The 15727-nt window shown below is 71.9% G+C and carries 14 protein-coding genes; 6 read left to right on the plus strand and 8 right to left on the minus strand.

Annotated features, from left to right (window positions below; translation table 11 throughout):
• The first annotated feature begins 218 nt into the window (after positions 1–218).
• Together pknB and AC0680_RS30760 are read left to right on the plus strand one after the other, a co-directional pair.
• Positions 219–2195 (plus strand): Stk1 family PASTA domain-containing Ser/Thr kinase, encoded by a 1977-nt coding sequence (gene pknB / locus AC0680_RS30755; RefSeq protein WP_478635195.1) that lies wholly within the window; start codon positions 219–221, stop codon positions 2193–2195.
• Positions 2196–2246: 51 nt separating this feature from the next.
• Entirely contained in the window at positions 2247–3146 is a 900-nt protein-coding gene (locus AC0680_RS30760) for a deoxyribonuclease IV (protein ID WP_478635198.1), read from the plus strand.
• A 34-nt stretch (positions 3147–3180) separates the two neighbouring features.
• On the opposite strand, the gene AC0680_RS30765 is transcribed toward AC0680_RS30760, so the two are convergent.
• Positions 3181–3804, minus strand: a complete 624-nt coding sequence (locus tag AC0680_RS30765) for a sulfite oxidase-like oxidoreductase (RefSeq protein ID WP_384440754.1) — start codon at positions 3802–3804, stop codon at positions 3181–3183.
• Positions 3805–3959: 155 nt separating this feature from the next.
• Between AC0680_RS30765 and bfr the strand changes: the two genes are divergently transcribed.
• Positions 3960–4436 carry a bacterioferritin gene (gene bfr, locus AC0680_RS30770; RefSeq protein ID WP_399147535.1) on the plus strand — a complete coding sequence of 159 codons (477 nt, stop codon included), beginning with the start codon at positions 3960–3962 and terminating at the stop codon, positions 4434–4436.
• Positions 4437–4476: 40 nt separating this feature from the next.
• On the opposite strand, the gene AC0680_RS30775 is transcribed toward bfr, so the two are convergent.
• Entirely contained in the window at positions 4477–4764 is a 288-nt protein-coding gene (locus tag AC0680_RS30775; RefSeq protein ID WP_478635202.1) for a (2Fe-2S)-binding protein, read from the minus strand.
• Positions 4765–5103: 339 nt separating this feature from the next.
• Positions 5104–6453, minus strand: a complete 1350-nt coding sequence (locus AC0680_RS30780) for a class II 3-deoxy-7-phosphoheptulonate synthase (RefSeq protein WP_478635204.1) — start codon at positions 6451–6453, stop codon at positions 5104–5106.
• Positions 6454–6719: 266 nt separating this feature from the next.
• Here AC0680_RS30780 and AC0680_RS30785 point away from each other — a divergent pair, with 266 nt between their 5' ends.
• The gene (locus AC0680_RS30785; RefSeq protein WP_478635207.1) at positions 6720–8732 is read left to right on the plus strand and encodes an anthranilate synthase family protein; all 2013 of its coding nucleotides are present in this window, start codon (positions 6720–6722) and stop codon (positions 8730–8732) included.
• Here AC0680_RS30785 and AC0680_RS30790 read toward each other — a convergent pair.
• The 5 genes from AC0680_RS30790 to AC0680_RS30810 all read right to left on the minus strand — a co-directional run bounded on the left by AC0680_RS30790 (position 8698) and on the right by AC0680_RS30810 (position 14008).
• Entirely contained in the window at positions 8698–9714 is a 1017-nt protein-coding gene (locus AC0680_RS30790; protein WP_478635209.1) for a 2-hydroxyacid dehydrogenase, read from the minus strand. The two genes, AC0680_RS30785 and AC0680_RS30790, sit on opposite strands and share 35 nt — an antisense overlap.
• 176 nt (positions 9715–9890) lie before the next feature.
• The gene (locus AC0680_RS30795) at positions 9891–10919 is read right to left on the minus strand and encodes a 6-phosphofructokinase (protein ID WP_478635212.1); all 1029 of its coding nucleotides are present in this window, start codon (positions 10917–10919) and stop codon (positions 9891–9893) included.
• A 274-nt stretch (positions 10920–11193) separates the two neighbouring features.
• Entirely contained in the window at positions 11194–11865 is a 672-nt protein-coding gene (locus AC0680_RS30800; RefSeq protein WP_384441155.1) for a response regulator, read from the minus strand.
• A complete protein-coding gene (gene macS / locus AC0680_RS30805) occupies positions 11862–13172 on the minus strand; it encodes a MacS family sensor histidine kinase (protein ID WP_478635215.1) in 1311 nt (436 codons plus the stop codon). Before macS ends, AC0680_RS30800 begins: the two co-directional genes overlap by 4 nt.
• A 101-nt stretch (positions 13173–13273) precedes the next feature.
• Positions 13274–14008: a lysophospholipid acyltransferase family protein gene (locus tag AC0680_RS30810; protein ID WP_393494267.1), complete on the minus strand. Its 735-nt coding sequence runs from the start codon at positions 14006–14008 to the stop codon at positions 13274–13276.
• A gap of 224 nt (positions 14009–14232) precedes the next feature.
• Here AC0680_RS30810 and AC0680_RS30815 point away from each other — a divergent pair, with 224 nt between their 5' ends.
• A complete protein-coding gene (locus AC0680_RS30815) occupies positions 14233–15039 on the plus strand; it encodes an alpha/beta hydrolase (protein ID WP_478635219.1) in 807 nt (268 codons plus the stop codon).
• Entirely contained in the window at positions 15026–15667 is a 642-nt protein-coding gene (locus AC0680_RS30820; RefSeq protein WP_478635222.1) for a hypothetical protein, read from the plus strand. Before AC0680_RS30815 ends, AC0680_RS30820 begins: the two co-directional genes overlap by 14 nt.
• Positions 15668–15727: the final 60 nt, after the last annotated feature.

Here is a 15727-nt window from a genome sequence, read left to right on the forward strand (position 1 = left end):
CCAACCAGGGAGGAGGGATGGGAGTGGGTGTTTTGGGTCTTCGCGGTAAGCCGCGCGCCCCCCCCCCCCCCCCCCCCCACCGCCCCCCCCCCGGCACCCGAAAGCCCCGCGCAGCGGCACCGCCCGCCGCAGGCGCAACGGTGGCAAACCCCCACGGCGGGGAAAGCCGACAACGTGGGAGGCGGGCCAAGCGCAGCGGACCCGTAGACTCGTCTGCCGTGGATACGACGCTCCAAGACCCGCTCGTGGGCCAGCTGCTCGACGGCCGCTACCGCGTCCAGGCACGCATCGCCGCCGGCGGTATGGCCACGGTCTACCGGGCGGTGGACACCCGCCTCGACCGGGTGCTCGCGCTGAAGGTGATGCATCCGAGCCTCGCCGCCGACGGGGCGTTCGTGGAGCGCTTCATCCGTGAGGCGAAGTCGGTCGCCCGGCTGTCGCACCCGAATGTGGTGGGTGTCTTCGACCAGGGCACCGACGGTACGTACGTCTATCTGGCCATGGAGTACGTCGCCGGCTGCACCCTGCGCGATGTGCTGCGCGAGCGCGGCGCCCTGCAGCCGCGGGCCGCGCTGGACATCCTGGAGCCGATCCTGGCCGCCCTGGGGGCCGCGCACCGCGCCGGGCTGGTGCACCGCGACATGAAGCCGGAGAACGTCCTGATCGGCGACGACGGCCGGGTCAAGGTCGCCGACTTCGGTCTGGTGCGGGCGGTGGACACCAACACCACCGCCTCGACGGGGTCGCTCCTGGGGACCGTGTCGTATCTGGCGCCCGAGCAGCTGGAGCACGGCACCGCCGACGCCCGGGTCGACGTCTACGCCTGTGGCGTGGTGCTCTACGAGATGCTGACCGGCGGCAAACCGCATACCGGCGGCTCGGTGGCGCAGGTGCTCTACCAGCATCTGCACGAGGACGTACTTCCGCCGTCCGAGCTGGTCCCCGGGCTCGCGCCGCGGCTGGACGAGCTGGTGGCGCTGGCCTGCGCCCGCGATCCGCAGCAGCGGGCGCAGGACGCGGTGGCGCTGCTGTCACAGGCGCGGGAAACCCGGGCGGGGCTGACCGACGAGCAGCTGGACGTCGTTCCGCCGCAGGCCAGGGAGGTGCCCGAGGGCGGCGCCGGGGCGGGCGACGGCACGGAGCGTACGGACGTGCTGCCGCGGCCCGGCGGTGTGCAGCTGCCGCTGCCCGGGACGGACGAGGCCCAGCTGAACCGCACCAGCCGGCTGGAGGTGCCGCCGGCGGAGCAGACGACCAGGCTGCGGCCGGTGCCGGCCGCCCCCGCGGCGCCCCGCGGCGGGCTGCTGCAGCGGCGGCGGCTCGCCACCGTCATCGCGGCCGTGCTGCTGCTCCTCGGCGTCGGCACCGGCGTCTGGTACATCAACTCGGGCCAGTTCACCACCGTCCCCGCGGTGCTGGACATGCCGCAGGACAAGGCCGTCAAGACGCTGCGGGACGCGGGGCTGGGGGTCAAGGTCGTCCGTGGCTTCAGCTCCAATGTGGAGCGCGGCCATGTCATGAAGACGGACCCGGCGAACGGCAAGCAGATCCGCGGCACGGGCACGGTCACGATCACCGTCTCCCGCGGCCCGGAGATCGTCACCATCCCGGATCTGTCGGGGACCCCGGTCGCGGACGCCAAGCGCAAGCTGCGCGACCTCGGTCTGATCCCGAGCACCGTGACCCGCGACTTCGACAAGGACGTCGCCCCGGGGTCGGTGATCCGCACGGACCCGGCCGCGGGCACCAAGCGGCGGCCCGACACGGCGGTGGCGCTGACCGTCAGCCGGGGCGCCCGGATCGATGTGCCCGGTGTGGTCGGCAGCGACCGCGCGGAGGCCGAGGCCACGCTGCGCGCGGCGGGCCTGCGGGTGCGCATCGCCGAGGAGCGGGTGTTCTCCCCGCAGGACAAGGGGGCCGTCGCCCGGCAGACGCCGGGTGTGGGCGAACCGCTCGGCAATGGCGAGACGGTCACCCTCACGCTCTCCAAGGGCCCCGAGATGATCACCGTCCCGGATGTCACCGGCATGAGCGAGGCGGACGCCAAGAAGGAGCTGACCGCGCACGGCTTCCGGGTCGAGGTGAAGAAGCCGTTCCTGTTCCCGCAGGACGAGGTCGACACCCAGTCCGTCGAGCCCGGTGAGAAGGCTCCGAAGGGCGGCACGATCACCATCAAGCTCAAGGGTGCGCTCTAGCGGCGGGGATCCGCGGCAGGGCGGCCGCGAGGCACCTGGCACCCTGGGAGGGTGAGCAGATCCCCCTCCCCCGAGGGCGCCGAGCAGCGCGCCCGTGCCCGTAATCCGGTCGGCGGCCATGTACCGGTGGCCGGCGGCCTGGCGAAGACCGGCATTCCGTACGCCCGTGAGATGGGTGACGAGGTCGTGCAGGTCTTCGTGGCCAATCCGCGCGGCTGGGCGACGCTGCCCGGCAGTCCCGAACAGGACGAGGCGTTCCGTGCGGCCTGCGCGCTGCAGGGGATGCCGGTGTACGTGCATGCGCCGTATCTGATCAACTTCGGTTCGCACACCGAGGCGACGGTCGAGCGGTCCGTGGCGTCGCTGCGCCATTCGCTGCGCCGCGGCCGGGAGATCGGCGCGCTGGGGGTGGTCGTGCACACCGGCTCGGCGACCGGCGGACGGCCCCGCGAGGCGGCGATGGCGCAGGTCAGGGAGCGGATGCGGCCGTTGCTCGACGAGCTGACGCACCCCGACGACCCGTGGCTGCTGCTGGAGCCGACGGCCGGGCAGGGCGCCTCGTTGTGCTCCCGGGCCGAGGACCTGGGGCCGTACTTCGACGCGCTGGACCGGCACCCGAAGCTGGGCGTCTGCCTCGACACCTGCCATGCCTTCGCGGCCGGGCACGACATGGCGGCGCCGGGCGGGATGAAGGCGCTGCTGGACGAGCTGGTGGAGGTCACCGGCGAGGGCCGGCTGAAGCTGATCCACGCCAATGACTCCAAGGACGTGGTGGGCGCGCACAAGGACCGGCACGAGAACATCGGCGCGGGTCACATCGGCGCGGAGCCCTTCGCGGAGCTGTTCACCCACCCCTCGACCTCCGGGGTGCCGCTGGTCGTGGAGACCCCGGGCGGCAAGGAGGGGCATGCGGCCGATGTGGCGCGCCTGAAGGGGCTTCGGCCGTACTAGGAGCGTACGGGGAGGCGCCCGGGGCCCGGGGCTCTCAGAGCTCGGGCCCGTCCCCGGGCTCTTCCTGGTACGAGTAGCGCTGCTCGCGCCACGGGTCGCCCAGGTTGTGGTAGCCGCGCTCCTCCCAGAAGCCGCGGCGGTCGGCCCGCATGTATTCGATGCCGCGGACCCACTTGGGGCCCTTCCAGGCGTAGAGATGCGGAACGATCAGGCGGACCGGGAAGCCGTGCTCGGCGGTGAGCAGTTCACCGGAGCGGTGTGTGGCGAAGATGCACTTCTCCGCGGCGAAATCCTCCAGCCGCAGATTCGAGCTGAAGCCGTACTCGGCCCACACCATCACATGGGTGACATCCGGCGCGGGCGGCGCGAGGTCCAGGACGGTCTTCGTGAGCACGCCGCCCCATTCGGCTCCCAGCATGCTGAATTTCGTCACGCAGTGCATATCGGCCACGACCGTGGCGTAGGGCAGCGCCGTGAATTCCTCGTGGGACCAGCAGTGCTTCGCACCGTCCGCGGTGGCGCCGAAGGCCCGGAACTCCCAGCGTTCGGGGCGGAACTTCGGGACCGGTCCGTAGTGCGTCACCGGCCAGCCCCTCTGCAGCCGCTGCCCCGGAGGCAGCTGAGCATGCTCCTCTTCGCGGCTTTCCGGCTGACCCATGCCCTCCATGTTGTCAGACCGGAAGGGGTGCCGATGACCAGGGAGGGAGGGATTCGGGCAACTCGTACTAAGCGTGAACTTACTGGACGCCCTCTCCGTGCGGTGCGAGGATGCGCGGCACCTGCCCAGTTCTCGCGTGGAAGGAGCCCGCAGCCATGCAGGGCGACCCCGAGGTCATCGAATTCCTCAACGAGCAGCTGACCGCCGAGCTGACCGCGATCAACCAGTACTTCCTGCACGCCAAGATGCAGGAGAACTTCGGCTGGACGAAGCTCGCGAAGTACACCCGCTCCGAGTCCTTCGACGAGATGAAGCACGCGGAGGTGCTGACCGACCGGATTCTGTTCCTCGACGGCCTGCCGAATTACCAGCGGCTGTTCCACGTCCGGGTCGGCCAGTCGGTCACCGAGATGTTCCAGGCCGACCGGCAGATCGAGGTCGAGGCGATCGACCGGCTCAAGCGCGGTATCGAGCTGATGCGCAACAAGGGCGACATCACCTCGGCGAACATCTTCGAGGACATCCTCGCGGACGAGGAGCACCACATCGACTATCTCGACACGCAGCTGGAGCTCGTCGAGAAGCTCGGGGAGGCGCTCTACATCGCCCAGGTGATCGAGCAGCCGAGCTGAGCGGGCGGCGCGATGGCGGGAGCCCGGACGGCCCTGGGGACTACGCGGCCTCCGAGAGCGCCACGGGCACCACTGCGACCACCCCCGCGCCCCGCTGCGGCCCGGGCGTGCGGTCCTCCGGGGCCAGCGGGTCGGACGCGCCGCTGTCGATGAGTTCCCGGCGCGGGCAGTCGCCCCTGCCGAGCAGGGCCTGGATGCGCCGTACGCAGCTGCCGCAGTCGGTGCCGGCCTTGCAGGCGGAGGCGATCTGGCGGGGCGTGCAGGCGCCCGTGTCCGCGTGCTCGCGAACCTGCTGCTCGGTGATCCCGAAGCAGGAGCAGACGTACACGCGGGTTCACCTCCGTTGGGGCTCTCGGGGACGACTCATCGACCAGATCAGCTGATCTTGAGTGAGGTTACCCTTACCTTACCCGGCCCCTTGGGGCTTCACAACGGCCCCCCGGGCCCGAACAACGCAGTGGGGGGGGGGGGGGGGGGGGGGGGGGGGGGCGGCCGGTGCTCCCGGGGGGGGGGGGGGGGGGGAAAAACCCCCCCAGGCCCCCACCCCCTCTCACCCCCACCCCTCATCCTCCCGCCCTCCCCCCCCCCCCCCCCCCCCCCCCCCCCCCGCCCCCCCGGCCGCCCCCCCCCCCCCCCCCCCCCCCCCCACTTCCGTGCGATTCGCCGCTTACTGGTCGCGGTACATCTCCGCCACCAGGAACGCCAGGTCCAGCGACTGGCTGCGGTTGAGCCGGGGGTCGCAGGCGGTCTCGTAGCGCTGGTGCAGATCGTCGACGAAGATCTCGTCGCCGCCGCCCACGCACTCGGTGACGTCGTCACCGGTCAGCTCGACGTGGATGCCGCCCGGGTGCGTGCCGAGGCTCTTGTGGACCTCGAAGAAGCCCTTGACCTCGTCCAGCACGTCGTCGAAGCGCCGGGTCTTGTGACCGGAGGCCGCCTCGAAGGTGTTGCCGTGCATCGGGTCGCAGATCCAGGCGACCTGCGCGCCGGAGGCGGTGACCTTGTCGACCAGCTCGGGGAGCTTGTCGCGGACCTTGTCCGCTCCCATGCGGGTGATGAAGGTCAGCCGGCCCGGCTCACGCTCCGGGTCGATGCGCTCGATGAGCGTGAGCGCCTCCTGCGGCGTGGTCGTCGGGCCGAGCTTGACGCCGATCGGGTTGCGGATGCGGGAGGCGAACTCGATGTGCGCACCGTCCAGCTGACGGGTGCGCTCGCCGATCCAGACCATGTGGCCGGAGACGTCGTAGAGGTTGCCGGTGCGCGAGTCGACGCGGGTCAGCGCCGACTCGTAGTCGAGGACCAGCGCCTCGTGCGAGGAGAAGAACTCCACCGTCTTGAACTCCTCCGGGTCCACCCCGCAGGCGTTCATGAAGTTCAGCGCACGGTCGATCTCGCGGGCCAGCGCCTCGTAGCGCTGTCCGGAGGGCGAGGACTTCACGAAGTCCTGGTTCCAGGCGTGCACCTGCCGCAGGTCGGCGTAGCCGCCGGTGGTGAAGGCGCGCACGAGGTTGAGGGTCGCCGCGGAGGCGTTGTACATCCGCTTCAGCCGCTGCGGGTCCGGGATGCGGGCCGCCTCGGTGAACTCGAAGCCGTTGACGGAGTCGCCGCGGTACGTCGGCAGGGTCACCCCGTCGCGGGTCTCGGTGGGCTTGGAGCGCGGCTTGCTGTACTGGCCGGCGATCCGGCCGACCTTGACCACCGGGACGGACCCGGCGTAGGTCAGGACGGCGCCCATCTGCAGGAGCGTCTTGAGCTTGTTACGGATGTGCTCGGCGGATACGGCGTCGAAGGCCTCCGCGCAGTCGCCGCCCTGAAGCAGGAACGCCTCACCACGGGCGACCGCTCCCAGGCGCTCGCGCAGCTGGTCGCACTCGCCCGCGAAGACGAGCGGCGGATAGGACTCGAGCTCCGCGATCACATCGCGCAGAGCCTCTTGGTCCGGCCAGTCAGGCTGCTGCGCCGCGGGCAGGTCTCGCCAGGTGTTGCCACCGGCGTGGGTTTCAGCGTTCACGGTCACATGCCCCACATTACGGGGTCCCGAAGAGGTGTCCGTCCGCCATCCGGACTTTGAGACGCACCGCACTCGGACGGTCCGGTAGGGTGCCCCCCGTGTACACGCGACCGTTCATGAACCAGGACTGGTGGTGGACCGCTCATCCGGCGGCCCACTGATTCGCGCGCACATCCCAGACTTCGCGAAGGCCGCCCGAGGGCGGCCTTCGGCGTTTCCGGCGGCCCTTCCCTCTCGCGGCTCTTCCCGGCCCTTTCCGGAAGGAACCCGCCATGCACCGCGACCCCCGCCCCGCCCGCGGCGACGCCGCCGCGCTCGTCCAGCGGCTGCTCGACCCCGCCTGCCCGCCGTTCGCCCTGCTGCGCCGACGGGCCCCCGGCCGGGAGGCGGCCTCCCCCATGGTCGAGGTGCTGATCGGCGAGGTGACCGAGGTCGCACGGCTGGCCGATATCCCACTGGCTGAGACGGAGTCCCAGGAGCCGGTCATCGACGCGCTGGCGCTGGTCCCGTTCCGGCAGATCCGCGAGCGCGGCTTCCGGGCCCACGACGACGGCACGCCGCTGGCGGTGCTGCGCCCCCACGAGACCCACGAGCTGCCCCTGGAGGAGGTGCTGGCGGCGCTGCCGGCGCACGACGTGCGGGTGACGGACGGGGCGTTCGACGTGGACGACGACGCGTACGCCGAGATCGTCGAGCGGGTGGTGCGGGACGAGATCGGCACCGGCGAGGGGGCGAACTTCGTCATCCGCCGGACGTTCGAGGGCACCCTCGCGGACTTCTCGGCCGCCGACGCGCTGGCGCTGTTCCGGCGGCTGCTGGCCGGCGAGCGCGGCGCGTACTGGACGTACGTCGTGCACCGCCCCGGGGTGCGCACCCTGGTCGGCGCCAGCCCCGAGGTGCATGTCCGGATGAGCGGGGGCACGGTCGTGATGAACCCGATCAGCGGCACCTACCGCTACCCGGCCGGCGGCCCCACCCCCGAGAGCCTGCTGGCGTTCCTCGGTGACCGCAAGGAGGTCGAGGAGCTGTCGATGGTGGTGGACGAGGAGCTGAAGATGATGTGCACCGTCGGCGACCGGGGCGGGGTGGTGGTCGGGCCCCGCCTCAAGGAGATGGCGCACCTCGCGCACACCGAGTACGAGCTGCGCGGCCGCTCGACCCTCGATGTGCGCGAGGTGCTCAAGGAGACGATGTTCGCGGCGACGGTCACCGGGTCGCCGGTGCAGAACGCCTGCCGGGTCATCGAGCGGCACGAGCCGGTGGGGCCGGACGGGCGCGGCCGCGGCTACTACGCGGGCGCGCTGGCGCTGCTCGGCCGGGACGCCGGGGGCGCGCAGACGCTGGACTCGCCGATCCTGATCCGTACCGCCGACATCGCCGCCGACGGCCGGCTGCGGGTGCCGGTCGGCGCGACGCTGGTGCGCGCCTCCGACCCGTACGGCGAGGTCGCCGAGACGCACGCCAAGGCGGCGGGCGTGCTCACCGCGCTGGGGGTCCGCGCGGCACCGGCGCGCCCGGCCGCCGGGGGCCCGGCACCGCGGCTGGCCGACGACCCGCGGGTGCGGGCCGCGCTGGACGCCCGCCGCGCCGACCTCGCGCCCTTCTGGCTGCGGATGCAGACCACCGCGCCGACCGCCGAGCTCAGCGGGCACGCCCTGGTCGTCGACGCGGAGGACACCTTCACCGCGATGCTCGCGCATCTGCTGCGCACCTCGGGGCTGACCGTGACGGTGCGCCGCTTCGACGAGCCGGGGCTGCGCGAGGCGGCCCGCGCGCACCAGGGCCCCGTCGTGCTGGGCCCCGGGCCGGGCGATCCGTCCGACGCCGCCGACCCCAAGATGCGCTTTCTGCGCTCCCTGACCGCCGAGCTGGTCGCCGAGCACCGGCACGGGCCCGCCCGTCTCCCGGCCACCGCCCCTCATCGAGGCCCTTCGGGCCGCCCCTCCTTGTTGGGCGTGTGCCTGGGGCATGAACTGCTCGCCGCGGAGCTGGGGTTGGACATCGTTCGCAAGGAGGTGCCCTACCAGGGCGCACAGGAGCGGATCGACTTCTTCGGGCGTCAGGAGACGGTCGGCTTCTACAACACCTTCACGGCCCGCTGCGACGACCGCACGGAGGCCGAACTGGCCATGCACCGCGTGGAGTTGAGCCGGGACGCGGAGACCGGCGAGGTGCATGCGCTGCGCGGGCCGGGCTTCGCGGGGGTGCAGTTCCACCCCGAGTCGGTGCTGACGCTGGACGGCGCCGCGGTCACCGCGCAGCTGCTGGCAGCTGTCCTCGTGTGACCAGCATGTTCTCGTTGGTGCGGCCGGTCAGATAGTCCTCGACGTTGGCCACGGTGGCCTCGATGATCTGGCCGACCGCCTCCTCGGTGAAGTACGCCTGGTGCGCGGTGACCAGGACGTTCCCGAAGGTCATCAGGCGGGCGAGGGTGTCGTCGTCGATGACGTCCAGGGACTTGTCGAAGGAGAAGACCCCGGCCTCCTCCTCGTAGACGTCCAGGCCGACGCCGGTGAGCCGGCCCGCCTTGAGCGTGTCGACGAGGGCGGCGGTGTCGACGAGCCCGCCGCGGCTGGAGTTGATCAGGATCGCGTCGTCCTTCATGGCGGCCAGCGCGGCGGCGTCGACGAAGTGCCGGGTGGCCGGCACCAGCGGGAGGTGCAACGTGATCAGGTCGGCCTCGGCGAACAGCCGCTCCGATGCGACGTACTTCATGCCCAGCTCGACACAGCGCGGATTCTCGGCGATGTCCCAGCCCAGCAGGTTCATCCCGAAGCCGTGGGCGATCCGGGTGAACGCCTCGCCGATCCTGCCGGTGCCGAGCACGCCCGCCGTGCGGCCGCGCAGATCGCGGCCCATGAGGCCGTCCAGCCGGAAGTCGAAGTTGCGGGTGCGGTGGCCGGCCCGGATCAGCCGCCGGTCGACGGCCAGCGCGAGGGCCCAGGCGAATTCCGCGACCGAGTACGGCGAGTAGGCCGAGACCCGGCCGACGCTCATGCCGAGGTCGGCCGCGGCCTGGAGATCGATGTTGTTGAAGCCCGTGGAGCGCTGGGCGACCATCTTCGTCCCGCCGGCCGCCAGGGTCTGCAGGACGTCGGCGCTCAGATCGGCGTTGACGTGGGTACTGACGATCTCGTAGCCGTGCGCGATGGGGGCGGTGTCGCGGTTGAGGGAGACGTCCAGGCTGCGGATCTGGTGGTGGCCGGCGAAGGCCCGCTCCAGGAACGGACGCTCATCCACCTGTACGCCGAAGGCGACGATCTCCACGAGCTCTCCCGGTTCTCCCGCCGGTTCAGTGCCACCGCCGGTGAGCGGCCCCGCCGCGGGGCGATGGGCCGCACATCGGTGCATATGCCGCGTAAGCGAATATACGACCCATCGCCCGGCGGTGCCCCCGGAACACGGACGGGGGCACCGAGGGCAGCCGGCGGGGGCGTCCGGCCTCAGCCGAAGAACACGCCGACCTCGGCATAGAGCGCCGGATCGACCGTCTTGAGCTTCGCGGTCGCCTCCGCGATCGGCACCCGGACGATGTCCGTGCCGCGCAGCGCGACCATCTTGCCGAAGTCGCCGTCGCGCACCGCGTCGATGGCGTGCAGCCCGAAGCGGGTGGCCAGCCAGCGGTCGAAGGCGCTGGGCGTGCCGCCGCGCTGGGTGTGCCCGAGCACCGTCGTACGGGCCTCCTTGCCCGTACGCGCCTCGATCTCCTTGGCCAGCCACTCCCCCACGCCCGACAACCGGACGTGCCCGAAGGAGTCGGTGGAGTCGTCCTTGAGCACCATCTGGCCGTCCTTGGGCATGGCGCCCTCGGCGACCACCACGATCGGGGCGTAGCGCACCTTGAAACGGGAGTCGATCCACCGGCAGACCTGCTCGATGTCGAAGCGCTGCTCGGGGATGAGGATGACGTTCGCCCCGCCGGCCAGACCGGAGTGCAGCGCGATCCAGCCGGCGTGCCGGCCCATCACCTCGACGACCAGGACGCGCATATGGGATTCGGCGGTGGTGTGCAACCGGTCGATGGCTTCGGTGGCGACGCCGACGGCGGTGTCGAAGCCGAAGGTGTAGTCCGTCGCCGACAGGTCGTTGTCGATGGTCTTGGGGACGCCGACACAGGGGATCGCGTGTTCGTCGGAGAGCCGCGCCGCGACGCCGAGGGTGTCCTCGCCGCCGATCGCGATCAGCGCCTCGATCTCGTGCTTGGCGAGGTTGTCCTTGATCCGGCGGACACCCTCGTCCTGCTGGAAGGGGTTGGTCCGCGAGGAGCCGAGGATCGTGCCTCCCCGGGGCAGAATGCCGCGTACCGCCGGGATGTCCAGCGGCAGTGTGTCGCCTTCGAGAGGCCCGCGCCAGCCGTCCCGGAAGCCGACGAAGTCATATCCGTACTCCTGGGTGCCCTTGCGGACGATGCCCCTGATCACCGCGTTCAGACCCGGGCAGTCGCCGCCACCGGTCAGTACTCCGACCCGCATCGCTGCAATCACCTACATCCCGTTTCAGTGGCCGCGCACGGCCATGGTCGATCCGACGCCGGTCACGCTAATGGTGATCTGGGTCACTCTGGGATGGGACAAACGGTGATTCCGGTGATTTACCGGGGAGTTGATGCGAGGTGTTCACCCGTACGAGCGGACCGCTCCGGGACACGGCCCGGCCCCGGCCCGGGAAGGCGGCGCATGCGCCGAAAACTCCCCCGGAACCCCGCACGGCGCCCGGCCTGCGACCGGGGACCCGCGCTCCGCCCGCTCAGGCCTCGTCGAGTCCGCGTTCTATCGCGTAGCGCACCAGCTCCACGCGGTTGTGCAACTGGAGCTTGCCCAGGGTGTTCTGGACGTGGTTCTGCACCGTGCGGTGCGAGATGACCAGCCGCTCGGCGATCTGCTTGTAGGACAGCCCCTTGGCCACCAGACGCAGCACCTCGGTCTCACGCTCGGTCAACTGCGGGGCGCCGGGTTCGTCCGGCGTCGCCGGGGCGGGCTCCGTCGCCAGCCTGCGGTACTCGCCGAGCACCAGGCCCGCCAGGCCCGGTGTGAACACCGCGTCGCCGGCGGCCGTGCGCCGCACCGCGTCCAGCAGCTCCTCCGTGCTCGCCGACTTCAGCAGATAGCCGGTCGCGCCGGACTTGACCGCCTCCAGCACATCGGCGTGCTCACCGCTGGCGGACAGCACCAGGACCCGCAGCGCCGGATTGGCGCCGACCAGCTCCTTGCACACCCGCACGCCGGGCAGCCCCGGCAGATTGAGGTCCAGGACCAGCACCTCGGGCGAGGCGGCCTGCGCCCTGCGCACCGCCTGGAGGCCGTCGCCGGCCGTCGCCACCACGTCGAAGCCGGCCTCCGACAGATCCCGCGCGACCGCATCGCGCCACATCGGGTGGTCGTCGACCACCATGACCCTCAGGCCCGTCTGTTCACTCACGCCGTCGCCTTCCCCCGCCTTCCACCCTCGGGCGCCGCGCCCTTGGGGACCGTCAACTCCACTTCCGTGCCCTGGCCGGGGACCGAGACCCACTCCGCGCGGCCGCCCAGATCCCGCAGCCGGCCGCGGATCGACAGGGCCACCCCCAGCCGGCCCTCGCGCTCGGCGTCCGCGAGCCGGCCCTCGGGGATGCCGGGGCCGTCGTCGCGGACCGTCACGATCACCGCGTGCGGTTCGTCCTCCACCAGGATCCATGCCTGGGCGTCGGCCCCCGCATGCACCCGCACATTGTCCAACGCGGCACTGACAGCGGCCGCGAGCTCCGCCGCCGCGGCGGCCGGCAGGCTGACCGGGGCGCCCGGTTCGGAGAACGTGACGCCGGCGCCGGCGTGCGGCGCCAGCAGCGCCCGGACGTCGCAGGGCTCACCGCCGGCCGGTGCCGGCACGCTCCCGGACGAAGCCGCCCGGCCCGCCGCGCCCTCCTCGTACGGCACGGACCGCGCCTCGCCGTCCCCGCCGGCCTCGTGGGGCACCGGCCGCGCGGTGCCCGGCCGCGCCGACGGCACCAGCCCGCCGGCGACCAGGGTCCGCAGCGCGACCTCCTGTTCGCCCGCCATCCGGCCCAGCTCCGCCGCCTCCCCGCCGATCGCGGCGCCGCGCCGCTGCACCATCGCCAGCACCTGCAGCACGCTGTCGTGGATGTCGCGGGCCAGCCGCTCCCGTTCGCGGGTCGCGGCCTCGATCTGCAGCGCGCGGGCCAGCGTGCGCTCACTGGCGCGCGCCACCTCGACGACATAGCCGATCGCGACGCTGGCGACCCACACCAGCACCACGTTGTGGATGGTGTCGCGGGCAAGTTCCTGCCGCACGACCAGATTGGCGACCGCCACCGCGCTGGAGGCCACCGCGGCCCAGCGCCAGCCGCCCTTGATCGCGAAGCCCAGGACCGCGCCCGCCGCCCAGATGGACGGCAGCGTCGGCGCGCCGTCCATGATCCGGGCGCGGCTGTCGACCAGCAGGGTGAGCAGGATCCCGCCGACCGCGAAGCCAAGGTCGGCGATCAGGAAGTGCCGGGTGCAGCGCTCGGGGGAGGTGGTACGCCGCCAGGTCAGCGCCATCCAGACGGTGAGCGCGCCCATGTAGGCGACGGCGACCAGCGGATGCTCGTACTTGCGGTACGAGAGCGCGACCAGGCACAGGGTGTAGACGAGGGTGAGGACGCGGTAGCCGGTGAGCGCGCGCCACAGCGGGAGCTCGACGGACATCCGCACCACCTTGGGGTGCTTGCCGTGGCGCCTGGCGGTCATCCCGCCGTCCACCGTACGTATGCCCGCGTCCGTCACTGCCGGCCCCCAACCCCTCGCCGGACGCGCCCGCGCCCGGCCTCGGCCCTGCCCGTCACTTCGGCCTATTCGGCGGCGGCCTTCTTGGCCTGCTCCGCCTCGGCCTTCTTCTTCGCCTCCGCGGCCTTGGCCGCCTCCGCGATCTGCCGCTTGGCGGCGGTCGCGTAGATGTCGACGTACTCCTGGCCCGACAGCTTCATGATCTCGTACATGACCTCGTCGGTGACCGACCGCAGGATGAAGCGGTCGCCCTCCATGCCCTGATAGCGGGTGAAGTCCAGCGGCTTGCCGATGCGGATGCCCGGCCGGATCATCTTCGGCACGACCTTGCCCGGAGGCTGCACCTTCTCGGTGTCGATCATCGCCACGGGGATGACCGGCGCGCCGGTGGCCAGCGCCACACGGGCCAGACCGCCCGGCTTGCCGCGGTAGAGCCGGCCGTCCGGGGAGCGGGTGCCCTCCGGGTAGATGCCGAACAGCTCACCGCGCTCCAGCACCTCGATGCCGCTCTTGATGGCCGCCTCGCCCGCGCCCCGGCCTCCCGACCGGTCGACCGGCAGCTGGCCCACGCCCTTGAAGAACGCCGCGGTCAGCTTGCCCTTCACGCCAGGCGAGGTGAAGTACTCGGACTTCGCGATGAAGGTGACCTTGCGGTCGAGCACCGCGGGCAGGAAAAAGGAGTCCGAGAAGGACAGGTGGTTGCTCGCGAGGATCGCCGGACCCTCGGCGGGAATGTTCTCGATGCCTTCCACCCAGGGCCTGAAGGCAAGCTTCAGCGACCCGCCGATGGAAAACTTCATTGCGCCGTAGATCAACCGACTGCCTCCTGTGTGTGACGCAAAGACCTTAACCTGCCTCGGTGACACGCTGGCCCCGACGGGGCGGCGAAGGTGCGCGACGGCAGGTGCACGCCCGCGTACGGGCCCCTCACCCGCCCGCGAGCGCCGTCGGACCTACCCGCTCGCGGTCACTTTGCGTACCCTGAGGTAACTCGCCAGGCCCTCTCATCGATCGGAGTCCCCCGGTGCCGTTCCTTCCCGGAGCCGAGCCGTTCCGCCGTGACGGCGGAGAGGTCGGCGTCCTTGTGTGCCACGGTTTCACCGGCTCCCCCCAGTCCGTCCGCCCCTGGGCCGAATATCTGGCCGACCAGGGGCTGACCGTCTCCCTGCCGCTGCTGCCCGGTCACGGCACCCGGTGGCAGGACCTGCAGATCACGACCTGGCAGGACTGGTACGCCGAGGTCGACCGCGAGCTGCGCGCGCTGACCGAGCGCTGCGCCAAGGTCTTCGTCTGCGGCCTGTCGATGGGCGGCGCGCTGGCGCTGCGGCTGGCCGCCAAGCACGGTGCCGCGATCAGCGGGGTGGCCGTGGTCAACCCCGGCAACAAGGTGCACGACGCGGCCGGGCCGCTGCTGCCGGTGCTGCGCCACCTCGTACAGACGACCAAGGGCATCGCCAGCGACATCGCCAAGCCCGGCGTGGAGGAGGTCGGCTACGACCGGGTGCCGCTGCACGCGGCGCACTCGCTGCGCCTGTTCTTCCAGCAGGTGGACTCCGAACTCCCGGGCGTCACCCAGCCGTTGCTGGTGATGACCAGCCCGCAGGACCATGTCGTACCTCCGGTGGACTCCGAGCGGATCCTCGCCCGGGTCTCGTCCACGGACGTCCGCCAGACCCTGCTGGAGCGCAGCTACCACGTCGCCACGCTCGACCACGACGCCGAGCAGATCTGCGAGGAGACCTTCGCCTTCATCTCCCGGCTCGCCCCCGAAGCGCGGGCGGACGCGGCGGACGCGGCACAGGAGGGGACGGCGGCCCGTGGCGGAGCGTAGCCCCCGCGATCCCCGCGATCCGCTGGACGAAGAGGCCGCCTGGGCCGAGATCGTGGCGGGCTACGGCGAGCAGCCGTCGTTCCCCGAGGCGGACGGCGACACCAAGGACTCCCCGGGCACCGCGGGTGCCCCCGGCGCCGAAGACACCGCGGACGCCAAGGACGGCCGGGGTCCCAAGGATGCCGAGGAGGGCCTGGGCCCCAAGGACGCCAAGGACTCTCCGGAGGAGCCGCCGCGCACGGACGGGGCCACGGGCAAGGGCACCGGTGAGGGCGGAGCCCCGCGCCCGGGCAGCTTCGTCGTCTTCGCCCCGGGCGTCGGCCCGCGCGACTGGTCCGGCGCCGAGGCGTCCGACGACGACTTCGACGAGACCGACGAGGGCCACTTCACCCCGCCCGAGCCGCCTCCGCTGCCGAAGGCCGACACCACCACCAAGTTCGCCTGGCTCGCCGTGCTCGGCGGCCCGCTGCTCCTGGTCGCCATGGTGCTCTTCCAGCAGCCCGTGACCTGGTGGATCACGGTCCTGGGCATCGGCGGGTTCCTCGGCGGCTTCGCCACGCTCGTGGCGCGGATGAAGAACGACGACGAGGACGACGACCATCTGCCGGGCGGCGGCGCGGTGGTGTGAACCCGGTGGTGTACATCGGGCGGTGCGCACCGAGTGGGTGCGCACCAGGGCCCCCACGCG

The organism is Streptomyces sp. NPDC043738, assembly GCF_056436545.1.

Excerpts from the sequence above, each read along its gene's own strand:
- AC0680_RS30765 (WP_384440754.1), bottom strand. The coding sequence starts at position 3,804 with ATGGGTCAGCCGGAAAGCCGCGAAGAGGAGCATGCTCAGCTGCCTCCG.
- bfr (WP_399147535.1), top strand. The coding sequence starts at position 3,960 with ATGCAGGGCGACCCCGAGGTCATCGAATTCCTCAACGAGCAGCTGACC.
- AC0680_RS30785 (WP_478635207.1), top strand. The coding sequence starts at position 6,720 with ATGCACCGCGACCCCCGCCCCGCCCGCGGCGACGCCGCCGCGCTCGTC.
- AC0680_RS30795 (WP_478635212.1), bottom strand. The coding sequence starts at position 10,919 with ATGCGGGTCGGAGTACTGACCGGTGGCGGCGACTGCCCGGGTCTGAAC.
- macS (WP_478635215.1), bottom strand. The coding sequence starts at position 13,172 with ATGACCGCCAGGCGCCACGGCAAGCACCCCAAGGTGGTGCGGATGTCC.
- AC0680_RS30810 (WP_393494267.1), bottom strand. The coding sequence starts at position 14,008 with ATGAAGTTTTCCATCGGCGGGTCGCTGAAGCTTGCCTTCAGGCCCTGG.